Source organism: Bradyrhizobium sp. 170 (assembly GCF_023101085.1).
Classification (GTDB): Bacteria; Pseudomonadota; Alphaproteobacteria; order Rhizobiales; family Xanthobacteraceae; genus Bradyrhizobium.
In genome coordinates this window covers 5,594,051-5,609,431 of the sequence record NZ_CP064703.1, presented here as the reverse complement: position 1 = coordinate 5,609,431, position 15,381 = coordinate 5,594,051, and the positions used below count along the sequence as shown (strand labels likewise).

The following is a 15,381-nucleotide window of genomic DNA, read 5'->3' as shown; positions in this document are numbered from 1 at the left end:
ATGTCAGGGGAGCAAGTGAATGTTCAGGAAACTAGCTGTTTTTGCACTTATCGCCGCGTTCGCCGCAACGCCGCTGCCGAGCCTCGCGCAGGGCAAGAAGGACAGCGTCGTCATGGGCATGGGGCTGGAGCCGCCGGGGCTCGATCCCACCAACGCAGCGGCTGCGGCGATCGCCGAGGTCACGCTCTATAACCTCTATGAGACCCTGACCAAGATCAACGAGGACGGTTCGGTATCGCCGTTGCTCGCCGAGAGCTGGCAGGCGTCGGCCGACCTGAAGACCTATACATTCAAGCTCCGCAAGGGCGTCAAATTCCATAACGGCGAGCCGTTCGATTCCGCGGCGGTAAAGTTCTCCTATGATCGCAACGCGGTGCCGACCAGCACCAACAAGGACAAGAGCCTGTACCAGGCGTTTGAGCAGGTCACCGCGCCCGATGCGGAGACGATCGTGGTCGCGCTCAAATATTCCGAACCGAACCTGCCGTTCCTGCTCGGTCAGGCGGGCGGCTCGATCGTCGAGCCGAAGAGCGCGCCGACCAATGCGACGCAGCCGGTCGGCACTGGACCCTATACACTCGGCGCCTGGGCCAAGGGATCGTCGATCACTCTGAGCAAATGGCCCGATTATCGCAACGCCGCCGCGATCAAGCTTTCCAAGGTGACCATCCGCTTCATCAGCGATCCCTCCGCGCAGGTCGCGGCGCTGCTGTCGGGCGACATCGACGCGTTTCCGCGCGCCGCAGTGGCGCGCAGCGTGGCGCAGTTCAAGGCCGATCCGCGCTTCAATGTGTTGATCGGCGGCTCCAGGGCCAAGACCATCGTCGGCATCAACGAACGGAAGAAGCCGCTCGACGATGTGCGGGTTCGCCGCGCCATTCTCGCTGCCATCGATCGCAAGGCGATGATCGACGGCGCCGTCGATGGCTTTGGCGCGCCGATCGGCAGCTTCTATACGCCGGGATCGCTGGGTTATGTCGACACGACAGGCATCAATCCCTACGACCCCGAAAAGGCCAAGAAGCTGTTGGCGGAGGCCGGCGTGAAGACGCCGCTTGAGCTCAGCCTCAAGCTGCCGCCGCCGCCTTACGCGCGGCAGGGCGGCGAAGTCCTCGCAGCCCAGCTCGCCAAGGTCGGCATCATCGCCAAGATCGAGAACGTCGAATGGGCGCAGTGGCTGTCGCAGGTGTTTGCCGGCAACGGTCCGCACAATTTCGATCTCACCATCATCTCGCATGTCGAGCCGTTCGATCTCGTGAAGATAACCGAGTCCGACTATTATCTCGGTTATAACAACGAGGCCTTCAATGCGCTCTACCAGCAGATCAGGGCAACACCGGCCGAGGCCGAGCGCGCCAAACTGCTCGGCGACGCACAGCGCATGCTAGCGACCGACGCGGTCGCCGGCTTCCTGTTCCAGCCGCAATGGATCACCATCGCGAACAAGAAGCTGAAGGGCGTGTGGAAGGAAGTCCCGCAATTCGAGAACGACTTCTCCGCCTGGTCCTGGGATTAACCGCCTGGGATTAACCGCGGCGGGCACGACGAGCCGCTGCTTTGGTCTTCATCGCAGGGCTGATGCCGTGTGGCTGAACCGTGGCGCTGCGTGAGTTCATCTCGGTGCGTCGTGTCGCGGACAAGGGCGACAGCGCTGGACCATATTGCTTGCGCAGCCGTGCCCTTTCTCCGTCGTCGCCGATCATCCCGACGGAACATGCGGGCAGATGCTGGATCGTGGCCTGCTCCCGCGCTTGTCGATCGGCACGTTGCAATTGTCGATCCGTTGCTCGTCCATCCACTTCCTGCCCATGCGTTCTTTTCCGGTCAATGACGGCCCGTTGGCGGGCGCGGCGGTCTCGGCATTTGGCGCGGTTTGGTCAGGCTGCCTGTCCTGCGCAAAGGCTCCCGACACAAGGCCCAACGCGAAAAGAAAACTGATCAACCTTCGGTGAATCGGTTCCATGGGCTGTCCTCGTCAAAAAAAATCGTGCGCCAGATTAAACATGTCGAGATTCGCGTAACCACCCGGAACCTGCAGACAACGTGTCGGTTGCCCCTCATCACGGTGTGCGTGCTTCACGAGAACAGGAGAGACAGATGAAAATGAAACAGTTCATGATTGCTGGTTGCTCCATCCTGGTTTTGAGCACCGGCGCAGCGTTGGCAGGTCCCTGTGATACAGGCCGATCCGCCAGCCTGAAGGACGCAGGCTCCGGGCCGGCCAAGATGGGCGACAGCCAGACGACGGGTATGGCCGGCAGCACCGATCGACATCCGCCGACCGAAACGATGAATCAAAAGACCGGAGACGTTGCGGCGTCTTCGCAGGATACGCAGCGGCAGATGCAGGGCGAACCACCGGCGGCACAGCAGGCCGAAGGCGCCAAAGCGGACAGCAAGACCGCAGACGCAGACAAGGATTGCTGAGGGCGTGTAGCTCAGGCGGTGTCGGATTGTCGGCGCTTCGGCCGGCTCTCCGACATCCCCGAAGTGTCCGACTGCAACAGACAGGTTTTGTTAGGCGAACCGAATTCGCCAATCGTGACCGACGCGACGTATACGTCGATTCGTCGCTTTCGCTCGTTCGCCTTGTCCAAGAGCGAAGTGGCTTTGCCCAAGAGGGAAGTTTCCGGCGTCAGATGCGCCGGTATGCCGTCAATGTCTGATGTTCCGAGCTTGCGCTACGTTCGAGGTCAACCTAGTTTTGGTGCCGGCACGAATGTCGTGCCAGCACTGCTTGGGAGAAACCCTGATGAGTTGGAAAACTCCGAAGATTGTGGAAGTGCCGGTGGGCATGGAAATCAACATGTACGCCTGCGCGGCGCGTCAATAGACGCGTCGAAACGGTCTGCCCGGCTCCGGCAACGGTCTGTTGCTGCGGGTCGGGCAAGCTGTACGATCTCAAGCTGTATGATCCTTGGAAGTTCTCCACCACCTGCATCAAGAGCAGGGCGCGAATCCCAATGTAGACGGTCGCCCGGATGGCGATCCCGTCCCGATTTCTCTTTCCCACATGTTCCCGTGGCTCGCCGATGGTCCCAGCATCATGCTAGGGTATGTCCTCGGCCGACTCTGCCGGATTTTACCGGTTCAACCCCATGACCCGCTGAATGCGAATATCTGCGCGTGCAAAGACCCTCCAGGCGGCGGTCGTGTCTCTTGCTGCGCTGCTGCCGGCCTGCGTCCATGCCGAGGGCATCGATACCGAGCATGTGTTCGGCTTCATGATCGGAACCGATGTCGGCAATGTCGGCGAACGGGAGTTTCAAAGCGAGACGACCGGACGCTTCGGCAAGAACGGCGGCCGTTATCGGGCCGTCGGCCAGGAGTTCGAGCTGGAGTTTGTGCCTGTCCGGAATTTTCGAATAGAGATCGGAAGCACGTTTGCGTCGCACCTGATCAGCGGTGTGCCAGGTCTTGACGACCAGCGCCGGCTGTCGTGGCAGGGCGGGTCGCTCGATTTGCGCTACCGCTTTCTCGACCGGGAAACGGCCCTGTTCGGGCTCACTTTCGCGGCGGAAGCGCACGCGCATCGTGTCGATGAGGCGACGGCCGAAACGGTCCGGAGTTTCGGAACGGAGTTCAGGCTGGCGTTCGACCGGGAGCTCGTGCCGAACCGCGTCGTTGCGGCGTTCAACCTGATCTACGAACCGGAGTGGACGCGCCTTGTCGGCAGTGGTGTGATGGAGCGGGAATCCACCGCAGGTGTGGCACTTGCGCTGATGGCGCAGTTGCGTCCCGGTTTCCTCCTGGGCGGTGAAGCGCGTTACTTGCGGAAATACGAAGGGATCGGTTTGGAGGAACTTGCAGGGCAGGCGTTGTTTGTCGGTCCAACGGCATACTTCCAATTGTCGAAACGCTCGCGGCTGACCGCAAGCTGGAGCGTTCAGGCGTGGGGGCGTCCGGCGGGGTCAATAGCCAGCCTTGATCTCGTCAATTTCGAACGCCATCAGGCACGCTTGATATTTGGTGTTAACTTTTAGGGCTGGAGGCGACTTTTAGAGCTGGCGGCGCCGCGCGGCCCGGTTCCGGCTTTTCACGGGGTAGTGAAACTTTACGCACCCGTTACCGTAGCTTTTTGCGTTATTAATTCGGGAGCAATTCAAGGGATATCAGCCATGACTCCGATAGATTTGATCGTGACCGTTTGTGCGGTGCTCTCGCCGACCACCTGCGAGGAAACCCATCTGGTCTTTTCTTCAGATGTTTCGTTACGGCAGTGCGTCATGGCTGCGCAGCCCTACATCGCGCAGTGGGTTGGCGAGCATCCGAAATGGACCGCGGTGAAATGGCGCTGCGAATATCCACGTAACAACCAAAAGGCATTCCAGGACGCCGTGTGGTCCGCAGGCTGAACCATCGTCGGCGAGAAGGCTGTAGCGGCTACTTGTTGCAGTCCTTCAAATCCTTGTCCGCGATCGAAAACACGGCGTCGGCCTTGATCTCGATGCCGCGCACAAAGCAATGTTTCGAGCCGCGATAGCCGACCTTGGCGTCATAGCGTCCCGGCTCCACCCCCGTGATGCGCAGACGTTCGTCGTGGTCGACTTCCTTGTCCTTGTCGTTCAGGGTCTGGTTGGGACCCCAGTCGTTCTTTCCGGGCAGGGAAAGCTGAAACTCCGAAATGGTCGCGGTGGTCAGATTCCACAATCGGACGCCTTTTCCCTGCGCGGCCACTTCATTGGCGCTCGCTGACAGCAGGGCCGCCAAAGCCAGGGTCCATCGCATCGGGCAATCCTTTCATCGCGGAGCGTTCAGAGCCGTCATTGCTTTATCAGACGGTCTCGATTTTTGGCCTTATCGAAATTTCTCGCCCGGTCGAGGCCGATTGGGGCGATCAACCTGGCTGAATCGAGATCGGCACCATCGAAATCGGTATCGATGACGGTGATACCGGTCAAGTCGGCTCCCCCGAGTTGGGCCCTCTTGAGCGAAGCACCCGTGAGGTCACCGCCCTTCAGCACGGCAAACTCAAGATCGACGCGCGACAGGTCGGCGCCGCGTGCGTTCAGCCGTTCCAGATTGGCGGATTTCAGAATTGCGCGCATCAGGCCCATCGACTGGTTGCGCATGTCGGCGCCCAGATTTGCATCCGCGATCGAAGCTCCGACGAGGCTCGCGCCGGTGAGATCGGCAGCGATGCGTGCTCCCGAGAGATCGGCGCCGTCCAGACGGGCGCGAACCATCTGCGAGGCGAACAGGTTTGCGCCCTTCAGGCTTGCGCCGGTCAGGTCCGCCTCGAGCAGCCATGCCTGGTCGAGGATTGCACGGTCGAGCTTGGCGCCGGCGAGCTTTGTCCTGTTGAGACGTGCCGCGCGAAAACTCGCGCCGGACAGGTTGAGCCCGGAGAGGTCGAGACCGGATAATCTCTTTCCTGTGAAATCGGCGGGCGCGGTGGCGGTCGCCGCAGCGAGCGCGGCCTCGACCTCTCCGCGGGTCATTTCGGCCGAGACCATATCGGGTGACGACAGGTCCACGTGACGCATCATGTCCTGCGCCGTTGCCGTCATGGTCAAAAGAGCAAGACCGAGCGCTGCGGTTCCGATCGAGCGTTTCATCTCTAACCCCGCCTGTGACGTAATCCTAGCACCGGCCTCAAGCACTGCCTATGAGCTTTCCTGCCCGGGGGGATCGCCATTGATCCGCCGCATGACGTCCAGCTTGATTGCGGCGATCTCGGCATCTCCGCGCTCGCCGCGCGGTGTGCGGACAGGCAGGTCGGCGACAATCCGGGCCGGTCGCGGCGACAGCAGGAACAGGCGGTCGCCGAGGCGAACCGCGTCGTCCACGTCATGGGTAACCAGCAGCGTTATCATGGAACGGTTGTCCATCAACATGGCGATCTGATCGCGCATACGGGCGGCGAGGGCGGCATCGAGTGAGGCCAGCGGTTCGTCGAGAATGAGGAAGGCCGGCTCGACGGCGAACGCTCGGGCGAGCGCGACGCGCCGGGCCAGACCTAGCGATAGTTCGCCGGGAAAATGGTTGCGATGCGCGTTCAATTCCAGAATCTCGAACAGCGCTGAAAGTTTCGCTTCATCGGCCAGGGGCGCGGCAAGTCGTACATTTTCTTCGACCGACCGCCAGGGCAGCAGCCGCGGCTCCTGGAACACGAAGCCGATCCGCGCGCCGGCAGGACGCGAGACGCGCCCCTGAAAGTCGGGGTCGAGGCCGGTGAGAATCCTGAGCATCGTACTCTTGCCGCAGCCGGATGGACCGACCAGTACACCAACCTCTCCGGCATCAAGCGCGAAGGCCACGCCGGCGATCACGTCGTGCTGTTCGCCCGCTGCGTTCTTGAACGTCTTGCTGGCGATATCGACCTCAAGCCGCACGGGGACGCCACCGGGATAGCCGGGCCTCAAATGGCTGCACCAACAAGGTTTCAATGAGGAGCACGACCGCCGCGAAGCTCAGTGAATAGGCAAGCAATAGCGGAATGTCGAACAGCTGGAACGCCACGCCAATCTCGAAGCCAACACCGTTCGGACGTCCGAGTAATTCCGCAACAAGGACGATCTTCCAGACCAGGGAAAGCCCTGATCGCGCGGCGGCTGCGATATAGGGCGACAGTTGCGGCAAAATGACGTGCCGGAACTTCTTCCAGCGCGGCAACGCAAACACTGTCGCCATTTCGTCGAGCGCCGCGTCGAGGGCACGCGCGCCCTCGCGCAGCGTAACGACAGCCGTCGGGAGCTTGTTGATGGCGATTGCGGCAATAGCGGCGACTTCAGTCAATCCAGCCCAGATGTAGGCGAGCACGATGACCACGAGCGCCGGCAGATTGAGCAGCAGGATCAGCCAGGGGTCGACCAGCCGATCGGCAAGCCGTACCCGGCCCATCAGGTATCCGATGGCGGCGCCCAGCGTCATCGCCAGCGTGAAGGCGAGCGCAACGCGCACCAATGTCACGCCGAGATGGAAGAACAAGTCACCCGACCTCGCTTCCGCAATCATGGCCGTGAGCACGGTGGGGGGAGGTGGCAGCTTCGCGTCTCCGGCAAACAGCGAGGCGATCCACCAGGTTGCGAGCAGCACGGCGAATGACAGCAGACGCGGCACCTCAGTCTCCCGGGATCGCGTGATAGAATGTTCCGGAATCGAGTTCACGCGCCGGCCCGACAAGTTCGCGGCCGCCGATGTCAGCCAGCACGCGGTAGAGAATGCGTGCGTCGGCTTCTTCGTCTGCGACCGGGCGACGCGGAATTCCCTCCCGATAGCGATCGCGATAGGCGCGCAACGTTGCGGCATCGGGAGCGCCGGTCAGTGGCGCAATTTTCTCCCACTCCGCATCCGAGGTCGACAGGATCTCTTTCGCCGCGCGGGTCATGGCGATGAAGCGGGCAATCTTGTCCTGGTTTGCGTTCGCCCACTTTTCGTCGAAGACGTAGCCGATCATCGCGGTGCGGCCCTTGGCGCCGAGTTTCGGCAGCAGATCCTCAATGCCGGCGACGCGGCGAAAACCCTTCGCTTCCAGTCCGGCGCAGAAATTCCAGTAGTTCAAGGTCGCATCCATTTCGCCGCTGAGCGTCTTCGCAGCCAGCAGCGGTGGCGCGCCGTACGCGATTGTCGCCTCCGACTTCAGGTCGATGCCGCCCTGCTTCAACCACGCCAGCAGCAGCAGCCAGCTCTTGTCGATCGGCCCACCCGCGACGGCGAGCCTGCGGCCCCTAAGATCGGCTAAGCTCTGGATCGGTGATGCGGCAGGCACCATTACGGCGCCGAGCGCGCTCGAATAAGGATAGAATGTCAGTTTGGCGCCAAGTCCGCGTTCGCGGGACACCCAAAGCCAGTCGGTGACCACAATGTCGGCGTTTCCGGCGCGAAGCGCGATCTTGCCCGCCTCGGGGCTCGCCAGTTCGAGAACCTGGACCGAAAGGTTGGCCCGCTTGTCGAGGCCGTGCGCGCGGATCACTGCGAGTTCCCAGGCGAATGTTCCGGTCTTCTGCACCGCAACGCGTAAAGCCTCGGCGCTGCAGCACGTGCCGAGCGAGACCAGAACAATCGTAGCAAGCAGCATGCGAACAAGAAGTTTCATGGTCCGTTGAGCCGTTTCCTCTAACGTCTGCTTTTCAGCAGGGCAGTCATAGCATAGCTTCCACGGTTAGCAGTGGGAGGAAGACGATGATGCTTGTCGGATCGGTACGACGTATTGTCGCCGCGTTGATAGCGCTGATGACGATGGCCGTGACCACGCACGCCCAGGACATCAACGACTATCCGACATCGGCGCGCGTCGAATATGTTTTCGGTTGCCTGAAAGCGAATGGCGAGACGCGGCAGGCGATCGAGCAATGCTCCTGTTCGATCGACGTTGTCGCTTCGCTCGTGCCCTTTGCGCGGTATGTCACGGCCGAAACCGTCCTCAGCATGTCGCAGGTCCGGGGAAATCTGGGCGGGCAGTTCCGCACATCAGAGCAGGCGGCAAGCGCGCTCAACGAACTCAGGCGGGCCCAGGCCGAAGCGGAAGTGCGCTGTTTCTGAGGCGTTATACGCGGCTCGGCGTCAAATCCCGGAATCGTCGATCTTCCACTCGCGCTGGAAGACGTGTCCCTCAGTATCCTTGGCCTCGGCGCGGAACTCTTTCGCGCCATTCGACGCGTAGGTGAACCTGATATTGGGATCTTCCGAAATTGAAATGCCGCCTTCCATGGTCAACACCAGGCTGTCGTCCTGCCAAAGCCGCAGTTCGTTGACGAAGAAGGCCGGGACATAGAGGTGCGTGACCTGGTCCATCTGCAGGCCGGAATTGTTGGGATGCCCGATCATGATCTGTGCCTCGCGCATGCCGCTGGCGGGGCCTTCACCGGCTTTTCCGAACTGCCGGTAGCGCATCTGGCCGAGCCTGCCCTTGGCTTCGTCGGCGTTCTTGGCGGCAGGCGCCGAGCAGCCGCCGGACGCCTTCACATAGGTCTTGACCATGTAAAGTTTGCCGTCGCTGAGCTCGGCTACCGCATGAACATCGGTGTAGTTGTTGACGCGGACGCGGGTGGAGATCTCAGACACTTTGGCGTCCGGCCCGAGCTGGAATTTTGCCGCCATCGGCGCGGGGTTCTGGTCGATGACCAGCGTAATGCTCAACACCTGCCTGATATCACCGGGCGAAAGCTTCGTTCGCAAGGTCACCGGCACGATGGCGGCATCTTCGGCTCGGGACGGCATTTCGATGGCGATCACGTCGCTGCCATCGTTGATCGGCCGGTTGTTAAAGATGTCCTGGACCAGGCCGGGCCAGGGGTCGTTTGATGTTGCCGCAAGCGTCAGCGGCGCGCCGAACAACAGCAAGCCAGCGACGCCGAGCAGGCGGAAAAGAGATCCGGGCATGCACCACCTTCATTGGAATGGAAGCAACGCACGCAATATAGGGCAACGCGCGCGCTATTCCCATTCAATTTCCGAAAATGCTGCGGTTGCGTTGCGGGTGTTGAAGTCGTCGAACAATTCCCATCGGGATCGCTCGGAGTTCGCTGCCGTGCCAGCCGCCGCGATCGGCTCACCGCGGGCGACGAGCCCGCGTACGTCTGAGGCCAGCGTTTGGAGATAGCGGCGCTCGTCGGCGAGCGCGCCCGGCCATCCGCTCACAGGACCGTGACCGGGAACCACGCGTTGTGCTGATAGGGCGCCGAGCTCGCCGAGTGCGGCCAGCCAGCCGCGGATGCTGCCGTCCAGTACGGGCGTGTGGGCCAGAAACACCAGATCGCCCGCGAACAGAGTTCCGGTTTTTTCATCGAGCACCGTGAGATCGCAATCGCTATGCGCGGCAGGCCACGCCCGCAAGACGAGGGTTCGTCGGCCGAGGTCCAGGTTGAGCGTGCCGCTGACGAGCAGCGTTGGCGGCACGATCCGTATCTCGTCGATCAGCTCGTCGCCCATGGTCCGGCGAAATGCATCGAGATAGAATTGTCCGCGCGCGGCCAACGCACGTGGCAGGTTTGCGTGGCCGACGAAGGTTGTGCCATCCTGCACGAAGGCGCCATTGCCGAAAACGTGATCGGGATGGCCGTGCGTATTGATGACGTAGCGGATCGGCTTGCCGGTCCGGGCACGAATGGCAGCAATCAATTGTCGTCCCTCGCGGAGGCTGCCACCCGTGTCGATCACGGCGACCGCATCCTCGCCAACGATGAAACCGACATTGGCGATCGCGCCGTCGTTCTCGCGCGTCATCTGTGCGGTGTGGCCGTTGTGCACGAACACGCCATCCGCAACGGAGTTCACGGGCAACTCCCGCTGCTGCGCGAACGAAGCTGTCGCCGTAGCGAGCATCGCGAGCGCGGCAAGGATCAATGCGGGATGAGCCATATTTCGGCCTCCGTCTCACCACGAAATGCTATCGGCAGTTTCATGCTTCATCGCGCCTACGTTTGCGTCGCAGCACAGGCAATGAGGCCGCTATCGGGATTATTCCAGTTGCACGCGCCAATTGACAAGCTTAGCATTTTGCTTGTCTGCGGCTTCAACGGAACTTCGTTCGTCGGGGTTGCCGATACTTTTCCGAAGTTGGCAACAATGGTGGGCCGGAAGTGCAGCAGCTTTTGATGACATATGCCGGGCAGAAGCGCTGGCTGACGATTTCGATACTGACGATCTTCGCCGTGCTCATCGGGCGCGATGTCGCACGCGCGCAGATCAACGAAACCGGCGATTTGTCGATCGAACTCGTCGATCCCAAGGTGCTGCGTGTCTGTGCCGATCCGCACAATCTGCCGTTCTCCAACGAAAAGGGCGAGGGATTCGAGAACAAGCTCGCTGAGCTGTTCGCGGAGAAACTACAGAAGAAGCTGGACTACATGTATTTCCCGCAGGCGACCGGCTTCGTCCGGATGACGCTCGGGGCGCATCGTTGCGACGTCATTATGGGCTTCCCGCAAGGCGACGACCTGGTCCAGGGTACCAATCCCTATTACCGCACCGCCTATGCGCTGGTTGCCAAGCGGGGCAGCGGCCTCGAAGACGTTGCGACGCTGGAAGACGAGCGCCTGAAAGGCAAGCGTATCGGCATCGTGGCCGGCACGCCGCCTGCCACGAACATGGCGGTCAACGGCCTGATGACGAATGCCAGACCATATCAGCTGATGGTCGATACCCGCCTGGACTCGTCAGCGGAGGCCATGATCGCCGACCTGATGTCGGGTCAGATCGACGCCGGCATTCTGTGGGGACCGATGGCGGGCTTCCATGCGAAGAAGGCGAACCCGCCGCTCCATGTCACGCCCCTCGTGAAGGAAAAGACCGGCCCGCGATTGGCGTTTCGTATCGGCATGGGGGTGCGCGGGGCGGACCAGAACTGGAAGCGGCTGCTCAACCGCCTGATCCAGGAGAACCAGCCCGCCATCAACAAGATACTGCTGGACTTCGGCGTTCCCTTGCTCGACGAGAACGACCGGCCGATCGGTGCGGAGACGGCAACGAAGGCGCCATGAAGGAATCGCTCGCAGGTCTGATCCTTGCGGCATTCACATTCAGTGTCTCGGCATCAGCGCAGGAAGGGCCTCCCGAACCGGACGGGTACCGCATGGAAGATTACCGTGCGCCGGTTCCCGCGACGCTCTCAGGCGCGCGTGTTCTGACGACCGCGGAGGCCGGCGCGATCTGGCAAGCAAAAGCGGGCGTGTTCATCGACGTAATGCCCCGCGCGCCGAAGCCGCCAAATCTTCCTCAAGGCACGGTCTGGCGCGACCAGCCGCGGCTCAACATTCCCGGCAGCGTGTGGCTGCCGGATACTGGCTACGGAAAGCTCGCGGCGGCGACGGAAGACTATCTGCGGCGGGGGCTCGTCCGCGCGACGGCGGGCAACACTACCGCGCTGGTGGTGGTTTACTGTCAGGCCGATTGCTGGATGTCCTGGAACGCGGCAAAGCGAATCCTAACCTACGGCTACGCCAACGTTGCGTGGTACTCCGAAGGAACGGATGGCTGGGAACGGGCCGGGCTGGCGTTGATGGAGGCGCAGCCGGAACCGCGGGCAGGCGAGGCGGCGCCATCGGTGCATTAGGGCGGGACACAAAATGTCGAAAACAACCCCATGCAAAGTAGAATAGGGCTGGTCTCGCAGCACTCCAGCCGCTTGCGTCCGGGGCACGGGATGGTCCGTCGTCTCGGCCCAACTTGGTCTCATCCTGCCAGCGGCTATTCGATTTCCTGCTGAATCGTTCGTCCGAGGGCGAACAGACGCTGGTCGATCGCCGTCGGCACCTCGCAGACGAATTTGATGACGCGCTGCCGGTCTTCGAAGATGCGCGTCTGCCAAACAAGCTGATTGCCGAGGTCGTCGATCTTGGCTTGATCGCGCTGGGACTCTCCCTGCAGCGCCTGCAGGGAAAGCGTATCAGCGCGTATTTTGTCGGCCGCCTCGCGCTGCTTGCGGGTCACGCGCTCCAGCCCGTTCAAGACCTGGGAGCGTTGGGCATTGAGCGAATCGAACAGGCCGGCAAACAGCAGTTTTCCGCTTCCGGTCTTGTCGGCTGCACCGTTCAGATATTCGGTGATTGCCTTCTGCGCTTCCTCGAGAGGGGTACGCCTCGCCGCCAGCTTTGCGACCAGCGTACTGACCTTGGCATCGTCCTTCCACTTGCCGGAGACGTCGTCGAGCGGTGGGCCTGCCCACACCGCGGCAAGCGAAATCTCGGGCACCTTGGCCTGCACGCATGGCCAGTCCGGATAGCGCGGATCGGCGGCATGGCAGATTCCGCCGGTCACCGTAGCGGCGAGCAATGCCGCGATTGCGATCCGATGCCTCATGTCTCGCCTCCGGCCGGCCCGCGACGTATCAGGCCGCGCGATGGATCGTAGGCGTAAATTGCGCCGACCATGAAGGCGATCGTGCAGCCGCCGACGACCGCGAGCGCGATCCAGTTCACTTGCCCATATAGCGCGAAACGTATCAGCTCCACGGCATGCGTGAACGGATTGAACAGGCAGACGTAGTAAAGCATCGGGCTGCTCTCCAGGATGCGCCACAGCGGATAGAGCGCTGACGAGGCGAAGAACATCGGGAAGATGACAAAGTTCATCACGCCCGCAAAATTCTCAAGCTGCTTGATGCCTGAGGAGATCAGCATCCCCAGGGCACCGAGCATCAGGCCTGATAGCACCAGCGCCGGCAGCACCGTGAGATAGCCGGCCGGCGGCGGCGCGATATCCCAGAACCAGGCGATCAGCAGGAAGGCATACACCTGAAGCAGCGAGACCGCGGTTCCCGCCAGAAGCTTGCAGGACAGGAGAAACCATCGCGGCAGCGGGCTCACCAGCAATGTCCGCATATTGCCCATCTCGCGGTCATAGACCATGGAGAGGGAAGACTGCATGCCGTTGAAGAGCTGGATCATCGCCATCAGGCCGGGCGCGATGTAGACCTCGTACAGGATGTAGGTTTCGTATGGCGGGATGATGGAGAGGCCGAGCACCTGACGGAAGCCGGCGGCGAAGATGAACAGCCACACCAGGGGCCGCACCAGCGCCGAGATGAAGCGTTCGCGCTGATGCAGGAAGCGAAGCGCCTCGCGCCAGACAATGCCGCTCAGGCAGGTGAAATATTCGGCGAGCGAGAATCCGCTTCGGACCGGCCTCATGGCTGCTGATGTCATGACGTTGGGCTCCCGCTCTGCGCGGTGGAGCCGGTCAGCCGCATGAACGCCGTGTTGATATCGCTGCCGCCGGTATCGGCGATAACCCGCGCCACCTTGCCCTGAGCCAGTACGCGGCCCTGATGCAGCACTACCAGATCGTCGTTTGAACCGATCTCGTCGAACAGATGCGTCGCCCACAACACGCTTATTCCCTGTTCGGTAACAAGCTGGCGGACGTGGTTGAGGATGTCGGCGCGGGCCTTGACGTCGAGGCCGACGGTTGCCTCGTCGAGCAGGAGCAGACGCGGGCGGTGCAGCAGTGCGCGTGCGATTTCCAATCGCCGCATCTGGCCGCCGGAGAGGTCGCGCACCTTGCTGCCGGCGCGGTCGGCAATGCCGATGCGGGCCAGCACTTCGCCGCTGCGCGCGCGCGCATCGCGCCTGGCGATGCCGTGCAGGGCGGCGTGATAAAGCAGGTTCTGCGTTACCGAGAGGTCGAGATCGAGCGTGCGGGGCTGAAATACCACGCCGAGCAGCCGCAATGCTTCGCCGGGTGCATGTGCGACGTCATGGCCGAAAATGCCGATACGCCCGCGCTGGATTCCGAACAGCCGCGTGATCAGCGAGAACAGCGTGCTCTTGCCGGCGCCATTCAGGCCAAGCAGCGCCGTGAAACTGGCCGGCGCAACCGTGAAGCCGATGTCGATCAGCGCCTGTCGCGCGCCGTAGGTATGGCTGACGCCGTCGATCGACAATGCCGGCATCTCCGCGGCGTCTAGCCGGGAAGCGATGTCCTGCGTGTTCTGACCGGCGGAAAATGCGTCAGTGGCCGTCATGGTTGTGCAATCGTGATACCCCAGGGCAGCTCGCCGACCTGGATCGTCTTGATGACCTTTTGCGCGGCGACGTCAATCACCGAGACGTCGTTCGAAACGCCGTTGGTAACCATCAGATATTTCTCGTCCGGGGTGAATGCCATGTGCCATACCCGCTGACCCACCAGCAGATATTTGGTGACCTTGTGGCTGGTGGCATCGACGACCGCGACGCGATTGGCGGGACCGAGCGCGACGAAAGCGGTCTTGCCGTCCTTGGTCATGCCGATGCCGACCGGCTGGATGGCTTCGCTCCGCAGGCCTGGAATGTTGAATGAAATCTTGTCGGTCACCACCCGCTTGACCGGGTCGATCACCGAAACGGTGCCGCCGATCTCCGATGATACCCACACCTCGGAATTATCGCGCTTGAACTCGGCGAAGCGCGGGCGGGCATCGACCAGTACATTGGCAATGATCTGGCGCGTCGTGGTGTCGATGAAATGCGCCATGTTGGTGGTCTCGGAAGTATTGATCAGGATCTTGCCGTCCGGGCTGATGGCCATGCCCTCCGGCTCGACGCCGACCTGGATCTCGCCGAGGCGGGCGCGCTTTTCGACGTCGATGATGGTCACCGTGTTGTCGTTTTCGTTGGCGACGTAGAGGATCTTGCCGTCGGCATCCAAGGCAAACAGTTCGGGATCCGGGCCGGAGGGCAGGGTGTCGACCACCTCCTGCTTCGCAACGTCGATGACCTGAATGCTGTCGTCGTCGCCGACGGCCACGAATACAAACTTGCCGTCCCGCGTGAACTCGATGCCGCGCGGCCGCTGGCCGACCTTGATGGTCTTGGTAACGGTCCAATTGTCCGTATCGATTACCGATACAGTGTTGCTCTTTTCGTTGGACACATAGGCGATGAAGGCCGAGGCGGGGGCCGCCGCCGCGAGCCAGACAGCCATTCCTGAAAGCAGGCAGCGATGCCACATACGCAATCC

The 15,381-nt window shown here is 61.9% G+C and carries 20 protein-coding genes; 9 read left to right on the top strand and 11 right to left on the bottom strand.

Translation table 11 applies throughout. From position 1 onward, the window contains the following. Positions 1–19: 19 nt before the first annotated feature. The 6 genes from IVB05_RS26065 to IVB05_RS26040 all read left to right on the top strand — a co-directional run bounded on the left by IVB05_RS26065 (position 20) and on the right by IVB05_RS26040 (position 4,355). A complete protein-coding gene (locus IVB05_RS26065; protein ID WP_247778803.1) occupies positions 20–1,516 on the top strand; it encodes an ABC transporter substrate-binding protein in 1,497 nt (498 codons plus the stop codon). A 208-nt stretch (positions 1,517–1,724) separates the two neighbouring features. After that, positions 1,725–1,952, top strand: coding sequence for a hypothetical protein (locus tag IVB05_RS26060; RefSeq protein WP_247778802.1), 228 nt, complete (start codon positions 1,725–1,727; stop codon positions 1,950–1,952). Positions 1,953–2,103: 151 nt separating this feature from the next. Beyond that, positions 2,104–2,427: a hypothetical protein gene (locus IVB05_RS26055; protein ID WP_247778801.1), complete on the top strand. Its 324-nt coding sequence runs from the start codon at positions 2,104–2,106 to the stop codon at positions 2,425–2,427. 325 nt (positions 2,428–2,752) lie between these two features. Then, positions 2,753–2,833 (top strand): pyrroloquinoline quinone precursor peptide PqqA, encoded by an 81-nt coding sequence (pqqA, locus tag IVB05_RS26050; RefSeq protein WP_108512900.1) that lies wholly within the window; start codon positions 2,753–2,755, stop codon positions 2,831–2,833. Between the two features lie 391 nt (positions 2,834–3,224). Continuing rightward, positions 3,225–3,983, top strand: a complete 759-nt coding sequence (locus IVB05_RS26045) for a hypothetical protein (protein WP_247778800.1) — start codon at positions 3,225–3,227, stop codon at positions 3,981–3,983. A 135-nt stretch (positions 3,984–4,118) separates the two neighbouring features. Further along, positions 4,119–4,355: a hypothetical protein gene (locus IVB05_RS26040; RefSeq protein WP_247778799.1), complete on the top strand. Its 237-nt coding sequence runs from the start codon at positions 4,119–4,121 to the stop codon at positions 4,353–4,355. 28 nt (positions 4,356–4,383) lie between these two features. Here the strand turns inward: IVB05_RS26040 and IVB05_RS26035 are convergent, their stop codons facing one another. From IVB05_RS26035 to IVB05_RS26015, 5 genes are read right to left on the bottom strand one after another with little or no spacing between them, the layout of a single operon-like run. Continuing rightward, complete coding sequence (locus IVB05_RS26035; RefSeq protein ID WP_247778798.1) at positions 4,384–4,728, bottom strand: hypothetical protein; 345 nt, start codon at positions 4,726–4,728, stop codon at positions 4,384–4,386. A 35-nt stretch (positions 4,729–4,763) separates the two neighbouring features. After that, a complete protein-coding gene (locus IVB05_RS26030; protein WP_247778797.1) occupies positions 4,764–5,558 on the bottom strand; it encodes a pentapeptide repeat-containing protein in 795 nt (264 codons plus the stop codon). A gap of 48 nt (positions 5,559–5,606) precedes the next feature. Continuing rightward, positions 5,607–6,335 carry an ATP-binding cassette domain-containing protein gene (locus IVB05_RS26025; RefSeq protein ID WP_247778795.1) on the bottom strand — a complete coding sequence of 243 codons (729 nt, stop codon included), beginning with the start codon at positions 6,333–6,335 and terminating at the stop codon, positions 5,607–5,609. Then, positions 6,325–7,062, bottom strand: a complete 738-nt coding sequence (locus IVB05_RS26020) for an ABC transporter permease subunit (RefSeq protein WP_247778794.1) — start codon at positions 7,060–7,062, stop codon at positions 6,325–6,327. Before IVB05_RS26020 ends, IVB05_RS26025 begins: the two co-directional genes overlap by 11 nt. Position 7,063: 1 nt before the next feature. After that, positions 7,064–8,038, bottom strand: a complete 975-nt coding sequence (locus IVB05_RS26015) for an ABC transporter substrate-binding protein (protein WP_247778792.1) — start codon at positions 8,036–8,038, stop codon at positions 7,064–7,066. Positions 8,039–8,124: 86 nt separating this feature from the next. On the opposite strand from IVB05_RS26015, the gene IVB05_RS26010 reads away from it, so the two are divergent. Next, a complete protein-coding gene (locus IVB05_RS26010) occupies positions 8,125–8,484 on the top strand; it encodes a hypothetical protein (protein ID WP_247778791.1) in 360 nt (119 codons plus the stop codon). A gap of 21 nt (positions 8,485–8,505) precedes the next feature. Here IVB05_RS26010 and IVB05_RS26005 read toward each other — a convergent pair whose 3' ends face one another. Next, a complete protein-coding gene (locus tag IVB05_RS26005; RefSeq protein ID WP_247778789.1) occupies positions 8,506–9,324 on the bottom strand; it encodes a quinoprotein dehydrogenase-associated SoxYZ-like carrier in 819 nt (272 codons plus the stop codon). A gap of 54 nt (positions 9,325–9,378) precedes the next feature. Beyond that, a complete protein-coding gene (locus tag IVB05_RS26000; protein ID WP_247778788.1) occupies positions 9,379–10,302 on the bottom strand; it encodes a quinoprotein relay system zinc metallohydrolase 2 in 924 nt (307 codons plus the stop codon). Between the two features lie 236 nt (positions 10,303–10,538). On the opposite strand from IVB05_RS26000, the gene IVB05_RS25995 reads away from it, so the two are divergent. Both IVB05_RS25995 and IVB05_RS25990 read left to right on the top strand, forming a co-directional pair. After that, entirely contained in the window at positions 10,539–11,423 is an 885-nt protein-coding gene (locus IVB05_RS25995) for a substrate-binding domain-containing protein (protein ID WP_247778786.1), read from the top strand. After that, positions 11,420–11,995, top strand: a complete 576-nt coding sequence (locus IVB05_RS25990) for a PQQ-dependent catabolism-associated CXXCW motif protein (RefSeq protein ID WP_247778784.1) — start codon at positions 11,420–11,422, stop codon at positions 11,993–11,995. The genes IVB05_RS25995 and IVB05_RS25990 overlap by 4 nt, the downstream gene beginning before the upstream one ends. Positions 11,996–12,129: 134 nt before the next feature. On the opposite strand, the gene IVB05_RS25985 is transcribed toward IVB05_RS25990, so the two are convergent. The 4 genes from IVB05_RS25985 to IVB05_RS25970 all read right to left on the bottom strand — a co-directional run bounded on the left by IVB05_RS25985 (position 12,130) and on the right by IVB05_RS25970 (position 15,372). Then, a complete protein-coding gene (locus IVB05_RS25985; RefSeq protein WP_247778783.1) occupies positions 12,130–12,741 on the bottom strand; it encodes a hypothetical protein in 612 nt (203 codons plus the stop codon). After that, positions 12,738–13,586 carry an ABC transporter permease gene (locus IVB05_RS25980; protein WP_247778782.1) on the bottom strand — a complete coding sequence of 283 codons (849 nt, stop codon included), beginning with the start codon at positions 13,584–13,586 and terminating at the stop codon, positions 12,738–12,740. The genes IVB05_RS25985 and IVB05_RS25980 overlap by 4 nt, the downstream gene beginning before the upstream one ends. Next, positions 13,583–14,332 (bottom strand): ABC transporter ATP-binding protein, encoded by a 750-nt coding sequence (locus tag IVB05_RS25975; protein WP_247786934.1) that lies wholly within the window; start codon positions 14,330–14,332, stop codon positions 13,583–13,585. Before IVB05_RS25975 ends, IVB05_RS25980 begins: the two co-directional genes overlap by 4 nt. Positions 14,333–14,400: 68 nt before the next feature. Beyond that, positions 14,401–15,372, bottom strand: a complete 972-nt coding sequence (locus IVB05_RS25970) for a YVTN family beta-propeller repeat protein (protein ID WP_247786933.1) — start codon at positions 15,370–15,372, stop codon at positions 14,401–14,403. Between the last annotated feature and the right edge of the window lie 9 nt (positions 15,373–15,381).